Consider the following 16,217-nt stretch of genomic DNA (forward strand, 5'->3'; position numbering starts at 1 on the left):
AAAACCAGCAAGCAGCCCACTGCTCACCACTCACTATTCACGACTCACTTACCCGATCTTGACCGGAATCCGACCCTCGATCCGACTGAAGACGAAGACCAGGATGCCGGTGATCGTCATATAGATCAGCGCCAAGAGCAGCAAAGGCTCATAGGTCAGGTAGGTGTCCTGGCGCACCTTGGAGGAGACGGCGAAGATATCGATGACGCTGATCGTCGCCACCAGCGGGGTCGACTTCAGCTGCAGCACGGTCTCGCCGGTCAGCGTCGGCAGCGCCCGGTAGAAGGCCTGCGGCAACCAGATGCGCCGGAAGATTTTCCAACGGCTCATGCCGAACGCGCGGGCGGCCTCCAACTGTCCGCGCGGCACGCCGGCGAAGGCGCCGCGCATCACTTCACCCTCATAGCCGGCGAAAGACAAGGTCAGCGCCACCACGCCATACGGCCAGGCCTGCCGGAGATACGGCCAAAGCCAGGATTCACGGATCCACGGATATTGCGGAAAGATCGAGCCGAGGCCGTAATAGAGCAGCCAGAGCTGCAGGAGCAGCGGCGTGCCCCGGATGATGGTGCAGAAGACCTTCGCCGGTGCCGAAAACCAGATCGGTCCGCCTGCCTGGGCGAGCCCGAGCGGCACGGCCAGCGCAAAGCCCAGCGCGCAGGTGACGGCGAGGATCCAAAGCGCCCGCCATATGCCCATCAGGCCCATTTCCCAATATTGCGGCAGCCAGTCCCAGCGCATGAAGAAGGCGGCGCAGAGCACCAGCGCCAGCGCGATCAGGATCAGCACGATGCGGTGCGGTTTGAGCCAGATCGAGGCGCGCGCCGCCATGTTGATCGCGGAGGCTTCGGCCGACATCAGCGCGCCTCCCTGACGGAGGGCATGCCGCGCCGCGACCAGGCCTCGACGCGGCCGATGATCAGGTTGGAGAACAGCGAGAGCGCGAGATAGAGCGCGCCGGCCGCAAGGTAGAAAAGAAGGTAGGCCTTGGTCACGCCGGCCGCCTGGCGCGTTGCAAGGGTGAGTTCGAAGAAACCGACGACGGCAAGCAGCGCGGTGTCCTTGGTGGCGATGAGCCACAGATTCGCCAGGCCGGGGATGGCGAAGGGCAGCATCGCCGGCAGCGTGATGCGTCGCAGCATCAGGCCCGGCGACATGCCGTAGGCGCGGGCGGCCTCGATCTGGCCTTGCGGGATGGCGAGGATGGCGCCGCGGATGACTTCGGTCGAATAGGCGCCCTGGACGAACCCCAGCACGAAAATGCCGGCCGCGAGCCCGCTGATGTCGACACGGCTGTAGCCTATCGCCGTCAGCACCTGGTTGATGAGGTCGGTGCCGGCGTAATAGAGCAGCAGGATCAACACCAGTTCCGGCACGGCGCGCACGACGGTCGTGTAGACCGCGAGCAGGTCGCGCGTCACCGGGCCGCCATAGAGCTTGCCGAAGGCGCCGGCGGTGCCGATCATGAGGCCGAGGCAGGTGGCGCCGATGGCGATCTCGACCGAATGCAGCAGGCCGACCAGCAGCGTGCCGCCCCAGCCGGGCGCCACGGGCGACAGGAGTTCCATGAAGCCGGCCGCGGAGGCCGGAAGAAAGACGTCGATCAGCTTCGCCCCCGGATTGCTGGCAAGCCACCGAGGGCAAGGTCGGCGGCGCGCATGCGTGGCAAGGTCGGGCATGGCGCGGACGCCATGCCCTCACTCATTGCAAGAGGACTCAGTTCGACTGCGTGGCGCCGCCATAGATGTCGAAGTCGAAATACTTCTTCGAGATCTCGTCATATTTGCCGTTGGCGCGGATCGCCTTGATGCCGGCGTTGAATTTTTCCTTGAGCGCGGTGTCTTCCTTGCGGATACCGGCGCCGACGCCCGGTCCAAGCACCTCATCGTCCGGGGCCACCATGCCCTTCAGGTCGCAGCAGGCCTTGCCCTGGTCCGACTTCAGGAACTCGCCGAGCGCGATCGAGTCGGCCTGCACCGCGTCGATACGGCCGGCGGCCAGATCCTGGTTGGCTTCGTCCTGGGTCTGGTATTCCTTGATCTCCTGTGCGCCGGCGAAATGCTTCTTGGCGTACACGGCATGCACGGTCGAGACCTGGACGCCGATCACCTTGCCCTTGAGATCGTCCGGCGTGGAGCCGAACTTCTGGTCCTTCGGTCCGATGATCGCGGTCGGGGTGTTGTAGTACTTGTCCGAGAAGTCGATCGTCTTCTTGCGCTCGTCGGTGATCGACATGGAAGAGACGATGGCGTCGATCTTCTTGGTGGTCAGCGCCGGGATGATGCCATCCCAGGCAACCGGCGTGATGACGCAGTCGAGTTTCTCTTCGGCGCAGACGGCGTCGACGAAGTCGATCTCCCAGCCCACCCATTTGCCCGAGGCGTCGGGCGAGGTGAAGGGCGGATAGGGTTCGGCGGCGACGCCGATCTTGACCTGCTCGGCCTTGGCCGCGCCACCCATCGCCGCGACGCCGAGAAGCAGCGCGGCGGCGAATGTCTTGACAACAGTCTTCATTTCAGGACTCCCAGTTTGTTGTTGTTCCCGGTTTTTCGCTCCGCTTGATGCCGGCACCTAGCCGACATTGCGGAGGAATTGCTTGAGCCTTTCGGATTTTGGCGCGCCGAACAGCTGTTCCGGCGGACCTTCTTCCTCGACCAGCCCGTTGTAGAGATAGACGACATGCGTCGCGACCTCGCGGGCGAACTTCATTTCATGTGTCACCAGCACCATGGTGCGCCCCTCGCGCGCCAGAACGCCGATGACTTTCAGCACCTCGCCGACCAGTTCGGGATCGAGTGCGGACGTCGGTTCGTCGAACAGCATGACGCGCGGATTGATCGCCAGCGCGCGGGCGATCGCGGCCCGCTGCTGCTGGCCGCCGGACAGGAAGGCCGGATAGACGTCGCGCTTTTCCGCCAGCCCGACGCGGGCGAGCAGCTTCTCGGCCTGGGCGATCGCTTCGTCGCGCTTGACGCCCAGCACATGCACCGGAACCTCGATGACGTTCTCGATCAGCGTCATGTGGCTCCACAGGTTGAAATTCTGGAAGACCATGCCGAGCCTCGATCGGATACGCTCGATCTGCCTGCGGTCGGCCGGAACGGTATGGCCGTGGCTGTCGGCCTTGAGCCTGATCTCCTCGCCATTGACCCGGATGATGCCGCTGGTCGGGTTCTCCAGGCAGTTGATGCAGCGCAGCAGGGTCGACTTGCCGGAGCCGGAGCCGCCGATGATGGCAACCACCTCACCGTCGCGCGCCGACAGCGAAACGCCCTTCAGCACGTGCAGCTGGCCGAATTTCTTATGCAGGTTTTCGACATGGATGGCTTCGGCGGCGCCGTTCTGCGCCTTGCCTGACTGGACTGCGGCAGCGTCCGCCACGCTCACCGGGCGACCTTTCCATGGTCGAATGCAGGTCGTCGAACGTCCATCCGGCTAATCAACATACGCTGTCCTGCCCGCTCCAGACTTCAGCATGGACCCGACAGCGCGAGCCCGTCAATCCCGCTCATTACGGCACTTGCGGCCTTGTTGCGCAAGTGTATAAATAGCCTTTCATGAAATTTTCACGATTTTTTTCATCTTAAAAGGGCATCGATGAGCGCTTTCGGATCACAGTCCATGGCGGCGCCGCTGCGGCGCGTGCTGATGCGGTCGGCGGCCAACGCCATGCGCGACGCCGACAGGGCTGTCTGGCACTATGGCCCGGGATTCAACCCGGCGAAGGCCGCTTCGCAGCATGCGCTCCTTGCCGAACTGGTGGCGGCTTCCGGCGCCGAAATCGAATGGATCGAGGACACGGCCGACGGCCTTTCGGATTCGGTGTTCACGCATGACCCGTCGCTGATGACCGACCGCGGCGCGCTGATCCTGTCCATGGGCAAGCCATTGCGCGCCCGCGAGCCCTCGTTGCATGAGGAAACCTACAAGCGACTGGGCATTCCGGTCCTCGGCCGGGTCGAGGCGCCTGGTCAGGTCGAAGGCGGTGACTGCGTATGGGTGGATGCCCGCACGCTGGCGATCGGGCGCGGTGTGCGCTCCAACCAAGAAGGCATCCAGCAGGTTTCCAACCTGCTGACGCCGCTGGGCGTTTCCGTCTACGGCTTCGATCTGCCGCTGTGGCAGGGCGAAGAGGCGTGCCTGCATCTGATGTCGGTGATCAGCCCGCTGGCCGACGACCTCGCCCTGGTCTATTCGCCGCTTCTGCCGGCCCCGTTCTATCAGATGCTGAAGGCGCGCGGCATCCGGCTGGTCGAAGGCGATGCCGAAGAGTTCGCCGCTTCCAACGGCCTCAGCCTGAACGTGCTGCCGACCAGCCCGCACAAGGTCATCGCCGTTGCAGGTTTTCCCAGGACCAAGGCCGCGATGGAAGCCGCCGGCTGCACGGTTGAGATATTCGAGGCGGACGCGCTCTGCATCGCCTGCGAAGGCGGGCCGACATGCTTGACGCGGCCGATCCTGCGCCAATGAATGCGCGCCGCAAGTTCCGTCGCGAGGGCGAGGAGCGGCGGCGGCAGGATCTGATCGATGCGACGCTCGACAGCGTGGCGGAACATGGCCTTCAGGGCGCCACCTTGCGTACCATCGCCTTGCGCGCCGGCGTCACCGCCGGACTGATCCGGCACTATTTCCCCGGCAAGGAAGAATTGCTGCAGGAAGCCTATACGGCGCTGGTCGGCCGCATGACCGAACAGGCGAAAGCGGCATTGGTCATGGAAGACGCCTCGCCGCGCCAACGCCTCGCGGCTTTCGTCACCGCCAACCTCAATGCGCCGATCATCGACCAGCGGGTGTTTTCGCTCTGGGCAACCTTCCTTGGCCGCGCCAATGCGGATCCGACGCTCGCCCGTGCCCACCGCGAAGGCTACCTTGGCTTTCGCAACGAGGTGGAAGCGGTCGTGGCCGAAGTGCTCGCCGCCGACCGGCGCAAGCCGGATGCAGGCAAGCTGCGCCACCATGCCATTGCGATCAATGCGATCATCGACGGGCTCTGGATCGAAGGCTGCCTGGCCGGCGAGATGTTCTCGCCCGGTGAGTTGGCGGCGATCGGCATCAAGGCCGTCGAGGCCGAACTCGGCCTCGCGGCGCTGGAGCAATTCCAGGAAAAATGAGAAGCGGTTGGGTTCGGCCACTTCGCCGTAACTTTCCGTCCGTAATTGCGTAAGAAACAAAAGGAAGGAAATGCGATGACTACCATCGGCGAAGCGCTCATCACCCTGCTCGAAGCGCATGGCGTCGACACCGTCTTCGGCATTCCAGGCGTGCATACGGTCGAGCTCTATCGCGGCCTGGCGCGCTCGAGGATCCGCCACGTCACGCCGCGCCACGAGCAGGGGGCTGGCTTCATGGCCGATGGTTATGCGCGCGCCGGCGGCCGGCCGGGCGTCGCCTTCGTCATCACCGGACCAGGGCTGACCAACACCATCACCGCCATGGGCCAGGCACGCGCCGATTCGGTGCCGATGCTGGTGATCTCCGGCGTCAACGCAACCGATACGCTGGGCAAGGGGTTGGGCTTCCTGCATGAGCTGCCGGATCAGCGCGGCATGATGGAAAAGGTCGCGCTGTTTTCCGAGCGTGTCACCGAGGCCGGGCAACTGCCGGGCGCTCTCGCCCGCGCCTTCACCGTTTTCTCCTCCTCACGTCCGGGTCCGGTCCATATCGAGATCCCCACCGACGTCATGGTGAAGCCCGCCGACGATATCGCGGCAGCGCTGAGCAACGCGGCGCCGCCCGCCCCGGACGCGGCGGCGGTCGCCGAAGCGGCAAAGCTCATCAAGGCGGCGCGCCGGCCGCTGATCCTCGCCGGTGGCGGGGCAAGGAAGGCCGACGCTGGGCTGCGGCGCCTGGCCGAGACGCTTGGCGCGCCGGTCGTCGAGACCGCCAATGCGCGTGGCCTGCTGCATGGTCATCCGCTCTGCGTGCCGGCCAGCCCAAGTCTGAAGGCAGTGCGCGCGTTGATGGCGGACGCCGATCTGGTGATTGCCGCCGGCACCGAGTTCGGACCGACCGACTATGACGGCTATGGCGACGGCGGCTTCGTGCTGCCGAAGAACCTGATCCGTATCGATATCGGCGCCGACCAGATCGCGCGCCGGCCGGTGACGGTCGGCATCCAGGCGGATTGCGCCGAAGGGATCGAGGCTCTGCTTGCGGCGATCGGGCCGGGTCATCCTCAGGCGAAGGATGGCGAAGCTCGCGCGGCCGCCGCGCGGAAGGCAGCGCTAGCCGAACTGAAGCCCGAGTATCTGGCGCAGGTTCACGCCGTGGAAACGATCCGCGACGCGCTGCCGGGCGCCATCATCGTCGGCGACTCGACCCAGCCGATCTATGCCGCAAACCTCTATTACGACCACGATCGTCCGGGCGGCTGGTTCAATGCAGCGACGGGCTTCGGCGCGCTGGGCTACGGTCCGCCGGCGGCGATCGGCGCGGCACTTGCGGTGCCCGAGGCGCCGGTGGTGTGCCTCACCGGCGACGGCGGCTTCCAGTTCACCTTACCGGAGATCGGCGCCGCGCTCGACGCCGAAGCGCCCGTGATCTTCGTCGTATGGAACAACCGCGGCTATCGCGAGATCGAGACCTCGATGCTCGATGTCGGCGTGGAGCCGGTCGGCGTGTCGCCGGCGCCGCCGGATTTCTGCAAGCTCGCCGAGGCCTATGGCATCGAGGCCGAGCGGCTGGCCGGGACCGGTGGTCTTGCCGAGGCGCTGAGGCGCGCCCGGGCGGCAGGCGAGCCGCGCGTCATCGAAATCACCGTCGACTGAAGACTGGCGCGTCTGCGGGTTGGCCCGTTCCGGCGCCGGCAAATCGATGCCGCCTGCCAAGTTCCGACGCATGCAAAGACGCTGCGCCTGCCATGTCGATATTTCAATTGAGTGACGACGCGAAAGGCGCGACGTTCGAGCCCGGGGCGGCATAACCCAAGATATAATCAAAAAAATGACAGGAGCGGTCGAAGGATGACGGAAACGCTTAATGGCAGGCATGTCGTGGTGACGGGCGGTACTGGGGCGCTCGGCGGCGTGGTTGTCGGCAGATTGCTGGAGCAAGGCGCGATCTGCCACGTGCCCAATGCCCACGCGGCGGCCCCGCCGCATTTTCCTTACGCAGCCCATGCCAGCGTGCATCTGGCGCATAATGTCGACCTGTCGGATTCGGCCAAGGTCGAGGCTTTCTATCACCAGGTGCCCGCGCTCTGGGCCTCGATCCACCTTGCCGGCGGCTTCACCATGGCGCCGGTGGAAAAGATCGAGTCGGCCTCCTTTGCCGAGATGATGGAGACCAACGCCCGCACGGCCTTCCTGTGCAGCCGCGCCGCGGTGCGCTCGATGCTGGAGTCCAATACGGCCGGCCGCATCGTCAATGTCACCGCGCGCGCCGGTCTCGACCCGAGGCGCGGCTCCGGCATGGTCGCCTATGCCGCGAGCAAGGCGGCGGTCGCGGCGATGACGGTGGCCATGGCCGAAGAGCTGAAGCACAAGGGCATCCTGGTCAACGCCGTGGCGCCCTCGACGCTCGACACGCCCGCCAATCGCGCCGACATGCCCGATGCCGATTTCGCCAAATGGGTCAGTCTCGAAGCCGCGGCGGAAGCGATCGCCTATCTCGCCTCGCCCGCCAACCAGGCCATGAGCGGCACGCTGGTTCCGCTGTACGGCCGCGCCTGAACTCGATATCCCGACAAAAGAAAAACCCGCCGGATCGCTCCGGCGGGTTTTTGCAGTTCGTCAGTTGAAGAGGCCTGGCTTAGTTGCCCTGCTTCTTCAGCGCCGCGCCCAGGATATCGCCCAGCGAGGCGCCGGAGTCGGTCGAGCCGTACTGGGCGACCGCTTCCTTTTCCTCGGCGATTTCCAGCGCCTTGATCGAGACCTGCAGCTTGCGGGTCTTCTTGTCGAAGGCGATGACGCGGGCGTCGACCTTCTGGCCGACGGTGAAGCGCTCGGGGCGCTGCTCGTCGCGGTCGCGCGAAAGGTCCGAACGCTTGATGAAGGTCTCGATGCCGCTGTCGACCAGCCGCACATCCAGACCGCCATCCTTCACGCCGATGACCTCGCAGGTGACGACGGCGTTCTTGCGCAGTTCGCCGCTGTTGGCCGCTTCGCCGACAGTGTCACGGGCCAGCTGCTTGATGCCGAGCGAGATGCGCTCCTTCTCGATGTCGACGTCGAGCACCTGCGCCTTGACCACGTCGCCGCGATTGTACTCTTCGATGACCTGCTCGCCCGGACGGGTCCAGTCGAGGTCGGAAAGGTGCACCATGCCGTCCACGTCGCCTTCCAGGCCGATGAACAGGCCGAACTCGGTCTTGTTCTTGACCTCGCCCTCGACCTGGCTGCCGACCGGATGGCTCGAGGCGAAAGCCTGCCACGGGTTTTCCAGCGTCTGCTTGAGGCCGAGCGAGATGCGGCGCTTGGCCGGATCGACCTCGAGCACCACCACGTCGACTTCCTGCGTCGTCGACAGGATCTTGCCGGGGTGCACGTTCTTTTTCGTCCACGACATTTCCGAAACGTGGATGAGGCCCTCGATGCCCGGCTCCAGCTCGACGAACGCGCCGTAGTCGGTGATGTTGGTGACGGTGCCCTTGATCTTCTTGCCGATCGGGAACTTGGTGCCGATATCCGACCACGGATCCGACTCGAGCTGCTTCATGCCGAGCGAGATGCGGTGGGTTTCCTGGTTGATGCGGATGATCTGCACCTTGACCGTCTGGCCGATGTTGAGGATCTCGGTCGGATGGTTGACGCGGCGCCATGCCATGTCGGTGACATGCAGCAGGCCGTCGATGCCGCCGAGGTCGACGAACGCACCGTAGTCGGTGATGTTCTTGACCACGCCTTCGACCACCTGGCCTTCCTCGAGGTTCTGCACGATTTCCGAACGCTGTTCGGCGCGGCTTTCCTCGAGCACGGTGCGGCGCGACACCACGATGTTGCCGCGGCGGCGATCCATCTTGAGGATCTCGAAGGGTTGCGGATTGTGCATCAGCGGGGTGACGTCGCGGATCGGGCGGATATCGACCTGGCTGCGCGGCAGGAACGCCACGGCGCCGTCGAGGTCGACGGTGAAGCCGCCCTTGACCTGGTTGAAGATGACGCCTTCGACGCGCTCACCCTTGGTGAACTTCTCTTCGAGACGCACCCAGCTCTCCTCGCGGCGAGCCTTCTCGCGCGACAGCATGGCCTCGCCAAGCGCGTTCTCGATGCGCTCGACATAGACTTCGACGGTGTCGCCGACTTTGAGGGAGGACTCCTTGCCCTTGGCGCCGAATTCCTTCAGCGGCACGCGGCCTTCGACCTTGAGGCCGACATCGATGATGGCCATGTCCTTTTCGATCGCGGTGATCGTGCCCCGGACAACCTGGCCCTCGCCGGAATGGCCGGCGGTGAATGATTCTTCGAGCATGCTCGCGAAATCGTCGCGAGACGGATTAGCAGCTGACATTGTTTCTCCTGGAATGCTCCGCTTCTGTCGCGGAGCGGGCGCCGTGGGTTAGCGTTGCGTGAGCCTGCCGGCGTTCCGGGCTGAAGAGCCCTTGGCCGCTGTTCAGGCGGCAAGTCCGGCGCATGAAGAATGCTGGCAGGCTGGTTCGTGCCCGATATGGGTATTTTCGCCGCCAACGGCAATCGAAAAACCTGATCAAGCCTTGTTTCTCTTGGCAAGGACGTCGTCAACGATCGCCATCGCCGCCAGAAACGCGGCTTCTATAGCCATTTCGCTGGTATCAAGCAAGTGCGCGTCTCCCGCCGGCTTCAGCGGCGAGTCGGCGCGGCCCATGTCGCGCTCGTCGCGGCGCTCGATATCGGCAAGGATGGTGGCGAAATCGGCGCTGCCGCCCATGCTTTCGATCTCGGCCAGCCGGCGCTTCGCCCGCACCTCGGCGCTCGCCGTGACATAGAGCTTGATATCGGCGTCCGGGCACACGACGGTGCCGATGTCTCGGCCGTCGAGCACCGCGCCCGGCGGCGCCTTGGCGAAGGCCCGCTGCTTCTCGACCAGGATGCGCCGCACCGTGGGAATGACAGCGACCTTGGAGGCGGCTTCGCCCACCGCATGCGCGGACAGCACGGCGCGGTCGAGGTTCGACAGGTTGACCTGCCGGGCTGCGGTTTCGGCCGCCGAGACATTGTCGAGCGGCAGGCCGAGTTCCAGCAGCTTGTGGGCCACCGCGCGATAGGTGAGGCCGGTGTCGAGCAGGTTCAGCCGATAGTGGTCGGCAAGGCGGCGAGCGAGCGTGCCCTTGCCGGCGCCCGCAGGGCCGTCGATGGCGATGGTGAAGGTGTGGGTCATTGGCTGCTCGCCATGAATAGAGGGCGCAAGGAACAAGGCGATCGCCGTCCCGCCAGCATCTCTGTTTGGCCCCGACCCATCGACAATCACTCGATCTCCGCGCCCAGCCCCTTCATCAATCCCATGAACTCCGGAAAGCTCGTCGCGATCATGTTCGCGTCGTCGATCGTCACCGGCTTCTCGGTCGCCAGTCCCATCACAAGAAAGCTCATGGCGATGCGGTGGTCGAGATCGGTCTTCACCGCCGTATCCTGGCCGTTCGGATGCGCGCCGAGCCCCTTGCCGCCCGGCTTGCCGCGCACGGCGAGCGAAGCCTCGTCCTCGGTGCAGTCGACGCCGTTGAGCTTCAGCCCATTGGCCACCGCCGACAGCCGGTCGGATTCCTTGACGCGCAATTCCTCCAGCCCCTGCATCAGCGTCTCGCCCTCGGCGAAGCTCGCGGCCACGGCCAGCACCGGATATTCGTCGATCATCGACGGCGCCCGCTCCGGCGGCACGGTGACGCCTTTCAGTTCGGAATAGCGCACGCGCAGGTCCGCCACGTCCTCGCCGCCGGCATTGCGCGGGTTGAGGATGTCGATCTTGCCGCCCATCTCCTGCAGGGTCAGAAGCAGACCGGTGCGGGTCGGGTTCATCAGCACGTTCTCGATCGTGATGTCGGAGCCCGGCACGATGAGCGCGGCGACCAGCGGGAAGCCGGCCGAGGACGGGTCGCCCGGCACCGCGATGGTCTGCCCGGTGAGCTTGCCCTGGCCTTCGATGAAGATATGGCGCACGCCGCGCTCGTCGGTCTCGACGCTCAAATTGGCGCCGAAGCCCTTCAGCATCTTTTCGGTGTGGTCGCGCGTCATCACCGGTTCGATCACCGTGGTGATGCCGGGCGTGTTCAAGCCGGCAAGCAGCACCGCCGACTTCACCTGCGCGGACGCCATCGGCACGCGATAGGTGATGGGCGCGGCGTGTTTCGGGCCGCGCAGCGCGATCGGCATGCGGTCGCCAGGCGCTGCCTTCAGCACCTGCACGCCCATCTGGCGCAGCGGGTCGAGCACGCGGCCCATCGGCCGGCCGGAAAGCGAGGCGTCGCCGATGAAGGTGGTCTCCATGTCATAGGTGCCGACCAGCCCCATGGTGAGGCGCGAGCCGGTGCCGGCATTGCCGAAATCGAGCGGGCCTTCCGGCTGCAGCAGCGCGCCGTTGCCGGTGCCGCGGATCACCCATTCGGCGCCCTTCTTTTCGACATGCGCGCCCATTGCCTTCATGGCGGCGCCCGTGCGCATCACGTCCTCGCCTTCGAGCAGGCCGGTGATGCGGGTCTCGCCGGAGGCGAGGCCGCCGAACATGAAGGAGCGGTGCGAAATAGATTTGTCGCCCGGCACGCGCGCTGTGCCGGCAAGGGCAGGGGATTTGCGGGCCGTGGCTGGCTTAGCGGCGGCGGAGTGAGACATCCTTGTCTTCCAAATGAAATGCCGGCTGGCCGGCTCGGTTCGTCATGGTGCGGCGGTCTCGTATCACGGTGCGTTGCAATGGTCATCCCCTTGTGCGAGGCCTTCGAATACGAGCATTTTACAATGCCGGCTTTTGGCTTTGACAGCGCTCAAAACTGCGGTTATGGGGACCACTCTTTTATTGACGAGGCCTACTGTGGCAAAAGCTGAACTTGGCACCAAGCGTGTCGACCCCGAAACGGGTCGGAAATTCTACGATCTCAACAAGGACCCGATCGTCTCGCCCTATACCGGCAAGAGCTATCCACGCTCCTATTTCGACGAAGGCAAGATTTCCGCCGTCGAGGAAGATGAGGAAGTCGCCGAGAAGGAAGTGGACGCCGACGAAGAGGAAGGCGCCGAAGTCGTCTCGCTCGAGGAGGCCGATGACGAGACCAAGGGCGGCGGCGACGATCTTCCCGATCTTGGCGATGATGAAGAAGATGTCGATCTCGGCGACGATGAGGACGACACCTTCCTTGCCGACGAAGAGGAAGAGGACGATGACGTCGCCGATATGATCGGCGTCGGCGACGACGATGACGAAGTCTGATTTCGTTTGCCGGCCATTTTGGCCTGTGACGAAAAAGCGGCTTTTCAAGGCTTGATCTTGACCGAAGGCGGCGCTAGAAGCCGCCAGCACTAAACGACGGCGCGGTTCCCGACCGCGCCGGATCTCTTCGCCGGAAACGGCGCCGGCTGACTGCCGGGAGTGGGGCCATAGCTCAGTTGGGAGAGCGCTTGAATGGCATTCAAGAGGTCGTCGGTTCGATTCCGATTGGCTCCACCAAACAGTCTGTTGCTCACGCTTGGCGTCGCGCTATTCGCGCTTGCTGCTTGCCAATCGACTCCAGAGACACAACCTGTTGCCGACCCGCAACCCGCTCCGGCCGCTGTTCCCGCTCCGGCCTCGCTGAATTCGGCCGTGCTGGATCAGACAGTCGCGGTCGTTCCGCCTGGTAAGGGCGTTCCGGCCAGATACGCCGCATTCTCCGGCATATGGGCCGGGCAGCTCAACGGCATGTATGACGGCAAGCTGGCGGTGCTGACCGTATCCTCGGGCGGGCAGGTGACGGCCAGCTACGCATGGGGCGACTTGGCCGACAACAAGCCGGGCGTCGCCGACGGCTCCGGCAGGATTTCCGGCAACACGTTGAAGCTCGGGCGGCTGCCGAACGGCGCCGACATCACGGCCACGATGCCGTCGCCAGGAACACTCAACGTTACCTACGCGCTTGCCGGCCAGACCTATACCGGCTCGTTCGCCCGGGTCGGCCAGTGAGCCAAGTCAGCCGCTAAAGCGCGTCGCGCTGAAACGGATTTAGACGACGCGCTTTAGGTCTTTTTTTGATGCATGTCGTTGTCCCAGAACCGCTGCGCACTTCTGGGCGACATGCATTAGGATCAAAGCGGATCCCGCGTGATCCGCACGCACATCGGCGTTCCGATTTCGATGGCGTGGCCGGTGTCGGTCAGCCGGCCGCTCGTCTCGTCGCGGGCGAAGATCGAGATGCGGTCGGCGTTTTGGTTGGCCGAAAACAGATGCCTGCCCGATGGCGTCAGCGCGAGGTTGCGCGGTGTTGCGCCGCCGCAAGGCGCGAAGTCGACCAGCTCCAATTTCCCAGACAGCTGGTCGACGGCGAAGATGGCGACGCTGTCATGGCCTCTGTTGGAGCCGTAGAGAAAGCGGCCGTCGGGCGAGAGCTGGATGTCGGCGCAGTGATTATGCGCGCGCGCCTCTCCGGGAACCGCCGGCTTGGTGTCGATGAGTTCAAGCCTGCCTGAAGACGGCTCAAGCGCCAGCGACACCACCGTCGAGTCCAGCTCGTTCATGACGAAGACGAAGCGGCCGTTCGGATGCAGCGCGACGTGACGCGGCCCAGCGCCGGGCGCCAGCGCCGAGGACGCGAGCTTCATCAGCGTGCCGTCGGGCTCTATCCGGTAGGAGACCAGCTGGTCGATGCCGAGATCGGCGACGATGGCGACGCCGCCCTCAACGGTTTCGGTGACGCTGTGGGCGTGCGATCGCTCTTGCCGCTCGGCGTTGGGGCCGATGCCGGAATGCGCCACGCTCGCCAGCGGCGCGGTCAGGCCGCCGTCGGCCGCGAAGCCGAACACGACGACCGCCTTGTCGGGGCCGCCGCTTCCCATGCCGTAATTCGCGACCAGCAGCTTGCCGCCGTCGCGGGTGATCGTGTTGTGCGCGGTGATGCTGCCAAGCGACGGCTGCTTGTTGATATAGGCGAGTGAATTGGTCGCGCGCTCGAAGCGATAGGCCGTGACCGTTCCCTCGCGCCAGGCGAAGACTTCCGAATTGGCATAGATGCGCGCCCCGTCCGGCGTCACCGACAGGAAGGTCGGGTTGTCGATCTCGTCGGTCTCGGCAAGCTTTTGCACGGCAAGCGTCGCCTCGTCGAAGGCGTAGACGCCGAGGCCGACGCCGCGCGCCCCCTGGAAATAGGGAGCCTCGCGGTTGAGGCTGCCGACAAAGACAAGACACGCGCTTTGCATCGATCTTCCTCCCATCGCCGACGCTGCTGCGCTCGTGCCGGCTTTCCAAAAATTTCGCCGATCGTCGCTTGCAAGGCAATCCCATATGTGAAAATATTATTCACAAAAGAAAACTGACGGGAGGAAAAGCGACATGCGTCTCGCCATCCGGCTTCGTGCCCGGAACCGCCTTGCAGACCGCGCCGGAAGCTTCCGGAGAGGATCATGAGCGCATTCGCGCCGACCATCGGCGTCGCCTCGACGCATCCTGCCGACATGCCTGAGGCGCATGCCGAAATCCCCGTCTGGAATTCGGAAAACTGGTTCTACGAGGACTGGCAGGTCGGCCACAAAATCCGCTCGCTCCGCCGCACCCTCGCCGAGGGCGAAAGCCATATGTTCAATGCGCTGGTGTTGGACATCCATCCTTACGTGCAGGACCAGATGTTCGCCGAGAAGGAAGGCATTTTCGGCCGGCGGCTGGTGGCGGGCGCCTTCGTCTTTTCGGCCGGGCTCGGCCTGGTCGCCACCAATTGCATCAACGCCTTTTCCTATGGCTATGACAAGCTCAGATTCATCAAGCCGGTCTTCATCGGCGACACCATCTATTCGATCCGAACCAACCTCGACAAAAAGCCGCGCTACCAGGACATGGGCCTGATCCGCGCCAGCTATGAAGTCTTCAAGGGTGAAGGAGAGCTGGTGCTCTACTGCGAGCATCTGCAGACGGTGAAATACAAGAACCCGGCCGATTTCGTCGGCAAGACAGAGAAGTGAACCGTGGCCGCTGAAAACGAACTTCCGCTGACCGGCCTCGTCGTCGTCGACATGAGCCAGTTCCTGTCGGGACCCTATTGCTCGCTGCGCCTGCTCGACCTCGGCGCGCGCGTCATCAAGATCGAGCGGCCCGATGGCGGCGACCTGTCGCGCCGGCTCTATCTCAGCGACACCGAGATCGGTGGCGATTCCACCATTTTCCACGCCATCAACCGCGGCAAGGAGAGCCTGGCCGTCGACCTCAAGAACGAGGCCGATCTTGCGATGTTGCGCGCGCTGATCGCCGGGGCCGACGTGCTCATCCAGAATTTCCGGCCGGGTGTCATCGAGCGGCTCGGCCTCGACTATGAGCATGTGAGAACGATCAACCCCCGGCTCGTCTACGCCTCGATCAGCGGCTATGGCGAGGACGGTCCCTGGGTCAAGCGCCCAGGGCAGGATCTGCTCGCTCAGGCTCGTTCCGGCGTGATGTGGCTGAACGGCGACGAGGAGCAGGGGCCCGTGCCGTTCGGCCTGGCGATCGCCGACATGCTGGCGGGCGCTGCCTGCGCGCAAGGCATCCTCGCCAAGCTGGTGCGGCGCGGCATCACCGGTGAGGGCGGCCATGTCGAGACCAGCCTCCTCGAGGCGCTGATCGATTTCCAGTTCGAGGTGCTGACCACGCATCTCAACGACGGCCGCCGTCTGCCGAAGCGCTCGTCCTTCCGCAGCGCCCACGCCTATCTGTCGGCGCCCTACGGCGTCTATCCGGCCAAGGACGGCTATCTGGCGATTGCCATGACGCCGATCCCGAAGATTGCCGACCTGCTCGAACTGCCCGAGCTCGACCCGTTCCGCGACAAGCCGGCGACCTGGTTCACCGCCCGCGACGAGATCAAGGCGATCGTCGCCAGGCGCATCGGGCAAAAGACCATCGACGAATGGCTGGCCATCCTCGAGCCCGCCGATGTCTGGTGCGCCAAGGTGCTGACCTGGCCGGAACTGATGGAAAGCGACGGCTTCAAGACGCTCGACATGCTGCAGACCGTGACGCGCGAGGACAATGTCTCGATCCTAACCACCCGCACGCCGCTGCGCGTCGATGGCGCCCGCGCCAGGGTGGATCGCGCCGCCCCGCGCATCGGCGAACACAGCGACAGGATTCGCGCGGAGTTCGGCCTGTGATCCGGCTGA

The 16,217-nt window shown here is 64.7% G+C and carries 16 protein-coding genes and 1 tRNA gene; 9 read left to right on the forward strand and 8 right to left on the reverse strand.

The features are described from left to right. Positions 1 to 48: 48 nt before the first annotated feature. The 4 genes from FJW07_RS00605 to FJW07_RS00620 all read right to left on the reverse strand — a co-directional run bounded on the left by FJW07_RS00605 (position 49) and on the right by FJW07_RS00620 (position 3,387). Positions 49 to 858 (reverse strand): ABC transporter permease, encoded by an 810-nt coding sequence (locus tag FJW07_RS00605; RefSeq protein ID WP_140853777.1) that lies wholly within the window; start codon positions 856 to 858, stop codon positions 49 to 51. After that, the gene (locus FJW07_RS00610) at positions 858 to 1,568 is read right to left on the reverse strand and encodes an ABC transporter permease subunit (RefSeq protein ID WP_181182547.1); all 711 of its coding nucleotides are present in this window, start codon (positions 1,566 to 1,568) and stop codon (positions 858 to 860) included. The genes FJW07_RS00605 and FJW07_RS00610 overlap by 1 nt, the downstream gene beginning before the upstream one ends. Before the next feature lie 148 nt (positions 1,569 to 1,716). Then, on the reverse strand, positions 1,717 to 2,514 hold the full coding sequence (locus FJW07_RS00615) for a transporter substrate-binding domain-containing protein (protein ID WP_140853781.1): 798 nt from the start codon (positions 2,512 to 2,514) through the stop codon (positions 1,717 to 1,719). A 57-nt stretch (positions 2,515 to 2,571) separates the two neighbouring features. Continuing rightward, positions 2,572 to 3,387 (reverse strand): ABC transporter ATP-binding protein, encoded by an 816-nt coding sequence (locus tag FJW07_RS00620; protein WP_140853783.1) that lies wholly within the window; start codon positions 3,385 to 3,387, stop codon positions 2,572 to 2,574. Between the two features lie 210 nt (positions 3,388 to 3,597). Between FJW07_RS00620 and FJW07_RS00625 the strand changes: the two genes are divergently transcribed. The 4 genes from FJW07_RS00625 to FJW07_RS00640 all read left to right on the forward strand — a co-directional run bounded on the left by FJW07_RS00625 (position 3,598) and on the right by FJW07_RS00640 (position 7,670). Beyond that, positions 3,598 to 4,470: a dimethylarginine dimethylaminohydrolase family protein gene (locus FJW07_RS00625; protein WP_140853785.1), complete on the forward strand. Its 873-nt coding sequence runs from the start codon at positions 3,598 to 3,600 to the stop codon at positions 4,468 to 4,470. Continuing rightward, on the forward strand, positions 4,440 to 5,111 hold the full coding sequence (locus FJW07_RS00630; RefSeq protein WP_140650600.1) for a TetR family transcriptional regulator C-terminal domain-containing protein: 672 nt from the start codon (positions 4,440 to 4,442) through the stop codon (positions 5,109 to 5,111). The genes FJW07_RS00625 and FJW07_RS00630 overlap by 31 nt, the downstream gene beginning before the upstream one ends. Before the next feature lie 75 nt (positions 5,112 to 5,186). Then, positions 5,187 to 6,767, forward strand: coding sequence for a 5-guanidino-2-oxopentanoate decarboxylase (locus FJW07_RS00635; RefSeq protein ID WP_140853786.1), 1,581 nt, complete (start codon positions 5,187 to 5,189; stop codon positions 6,765 to 6,767). Positions 6,768 to 6,962: 195 nt separating this feature from the next. Continuing rightward, on the forward strand, positions 6,963 to 7,670 hold the full coding sequence (locus FJW07_RS00640) for an SDR family NAD(P)-dependent oxidoreductase (RefSeq protein WP_140853788.1): 708 nt from the start codon (positions 6,963 to 6,965) through the stop codon (positions 7,668 to 7,670). A 79-nt stretch (positions 7,671 to 7,749) separates the two neighbouring features. Here the strand turns inward: FJW07_RS00640 and rpsA are convergent, their stop codons facing one another. From rpsA to aroA, 3 genes are all read right to left on the reverse strand, one after another. Further along, the gene (gene rpsA, locus FJW07_RS00645; RefSeq protein WP_140644738.1) at positions 7,750 to 9,447 is read right to left on the reverse strand and encodes a 30S ribosomal protein S1; all 1,698 of its coding nucleotides are present in this window, start codon (positions 9,445 to 9,447) and stop codon (positions 7,750 to 7,752) included. Positions 9,448 to 9,642: 195 nt separating this feature from the next. Then, complete coding sequence (cmk, locus tag FJW07_RS00650; protein WP_140782443.1) at positions 9,643 to 10,293, reverse strand: (d)CMP kinase; 651 nt, start codon at positions 10,291 to 10,293, stop codon at positions 9,643 to 9,645. Between the two features lie 86 nt (positions 10,294 to 10,379). After that, positions 10,380 to 11,738: a 3-phosphoshikimate 1-carboxyvinyltransferase gene (aroA, locus tag FJW07_RS00655; RefSeq protein ID WP_140782444.1), complete on the reverse strand. Its 1,359-nt coding sequence runs from the start codon at positions 11,736 to 11,738 to the stop codon at positions 10,380 to 10,382. Between the two features lie 196 nt (positions 11,739 to 11,934). Here aroA and FJW07_RS00660 point away from each other — a divergent pair, with 196 nt between their 5' ends. The 3 genes from FJW07_RS00660 (at position 11,935) to FJW07_RS00670 (ending at position 13,059) form a co-directional block, all read left to right on the forward strand. Continuing rightward, the gene (locus tag FJW07_RS00660) at positions 11,935 to 12,330 is read left to right on the forward strand and encodes a TIGR02300 family protein (protein ID WP_140853790.1); all 396 of its coding nucleotides are present in this window, start codon (positions 11,935 to 11,937) and stop codon (positions 12,328 to 12,330) included. 161 nt (positions 12,331 to 12,491) lie between these two features. Further along, a tRNA-Ala gene (locus FJW07_RS00665) sits at positions 12,492 to 12,567 on the forward strand. A 135-nt stretch (positions 12,568 to 12,702) separates the two neighbouring features. After that, the gene (locus FJW07_RS00670; protein WP_226892034.1) at positions 12,703 to 13,059 is read left to right on the forward strand and encodes a hypothetical protein; all 357 of its coding nucleotides are present in this window, start codon (positions 12,703 to 12,705) and stop codon (positions 13,057 to 13,059) included. Positions 13,060 to 13,181: 122 nt separating this feature from the next. Here the strand turns inward: FJW07_RS00670 and FJW07_RS00675 are convergent, their stop codons facing one another. After that, positions 13,182 to 14,288, reverse strand: a complete 1,107-nt coding sequence (locus FJW07_RS00675) for a lactonase family protein (RefSeq protein ID WP_140853792.1) — start codon at positions 14,286 to 14,288, stop codon at positions 13,182 to 13,184. Positions 14,289 to 14,492: 204 nt separating this feature from the next. Here FJW07_RS00675 and FJW07_RS00680 point away from each other — a divergent pair, with 204 nt between their 5' ends. Next, positions 14,493 to 15,044, forward strand: a complete 552-nt coding sequence (locus FJW07_RS00680) for a MaoC family dehydratase (protein ID WP_140650583.1) — start codon at positions 14,493 to 14,495, stop codon at positions 15,042 to 15,044. A 3-nt stretch (positions 15,045 to 15,047) separates the two neighbouring features. Continuing rightward, complete coding sequence (locus tag FJW07_RS00685; RefSeq protein ID WP_140853794.1) at positions 15,048 to 16,208, forward strand: CaiB/BaiF CoA-transferase family protein; 1,161 nt, start codon at positions 15,048 to 15,050, stop codon at positions 16,206 to 16,208. Positions 16,209 to 16,217 lie beyond the last annotated feature (9 nt).

Origin of the sequence: Mesorhizobium sp. B3-1-9, assembly GCF_006439595.1 — a bacterium.
Classification (GTDB): Bacteria; Pseudomonadota; Alphaproteobacteria; order Rhizobiales; family Rhizobiaceae; genus Mesorhizobium.

Coding starts and splice junctions, on each gene's coding strand:
- FJW07_RS00675 (WP_140853792.1), bottom strand. CDS start 14,288: ATGCAAAGCGCGTGTCTTGTCTTTGTCGGCAGCCTCAACCGCGAGGCT.
- FJW07_RS00630 (WP_140650600.1), top strand. CDS start 4,440: ATGCTTGACGCGGCCGATCCTGCGCCAATGAATGCGCGCCGCAAGTTC.
- FJW07_RS00615 (WP_140853781.1), bottom strand. CDS start 2,514: ATGAAGACTGTTGTCAAGACATTCGCCGCCGCGCTGCTTCTCGGCGTC.
- FJW07_RS00625 (WP_140853785.1), top strand. CDS start 3,598: ATGAGCGCTTTCGGATCACAGTCCATGGCGGCGCCGCTGCGGCGCGTG.
- FJW07_RS00635 (WP_140853786.1), top strand. CDS start 5,187: ATGACTACCATCGGCGAAGCGCTCATCACCCTGCTCGAAGCGCATGGC.
- rpsA (WP_140644738.1), bottom strand. CDS start 9,447: ATGTCAGCTGCTAATCCGTCTCGCGACGATTTCGCGAGCATGCTCGAA.
- FJW07_RS00680 (WP_140650583.1), top strand. CDS start 14,493: ATGAGCGCATTCGCGCCGACCATCGGCGTCGCCTCGACGCATCCTGCC.
- FJW07_RS00640 (WP_140853788.1), top strand. CDS start 6,963: ATGACGGAAACGCTTAATGGCAGGCATGTCGTGGTGACGGGCGGTACT.
- cmk (WP_140782443.1), bottom strand. CDS start 10,293: ATGACCCACACCTTCACCATCGCCATCGACGGCCCTGCGGGCGCCGGC.
- FJW07_RS00610 (WP_181182547.1), bottom strand. CDS start 1,568: ATGGAACTCCTGTCGCCCGTGGCGCCCGGCTGGGGCGGCACGCTGCTG.
- aroA (WP_140782444.1), bottom strand. CDS start 11,738: ATGTCTCACTCCGCCGCCGCTAAGCCAGCCACGGCCCGCAAATCCCCT.
- FJW07_RS00605 (WP_140853777.1), bottom strand. CDS start 858: ATGTCGGCCGAAGCCTCCGCGATCAACATGGCGGCGCGCGCCTCGATC.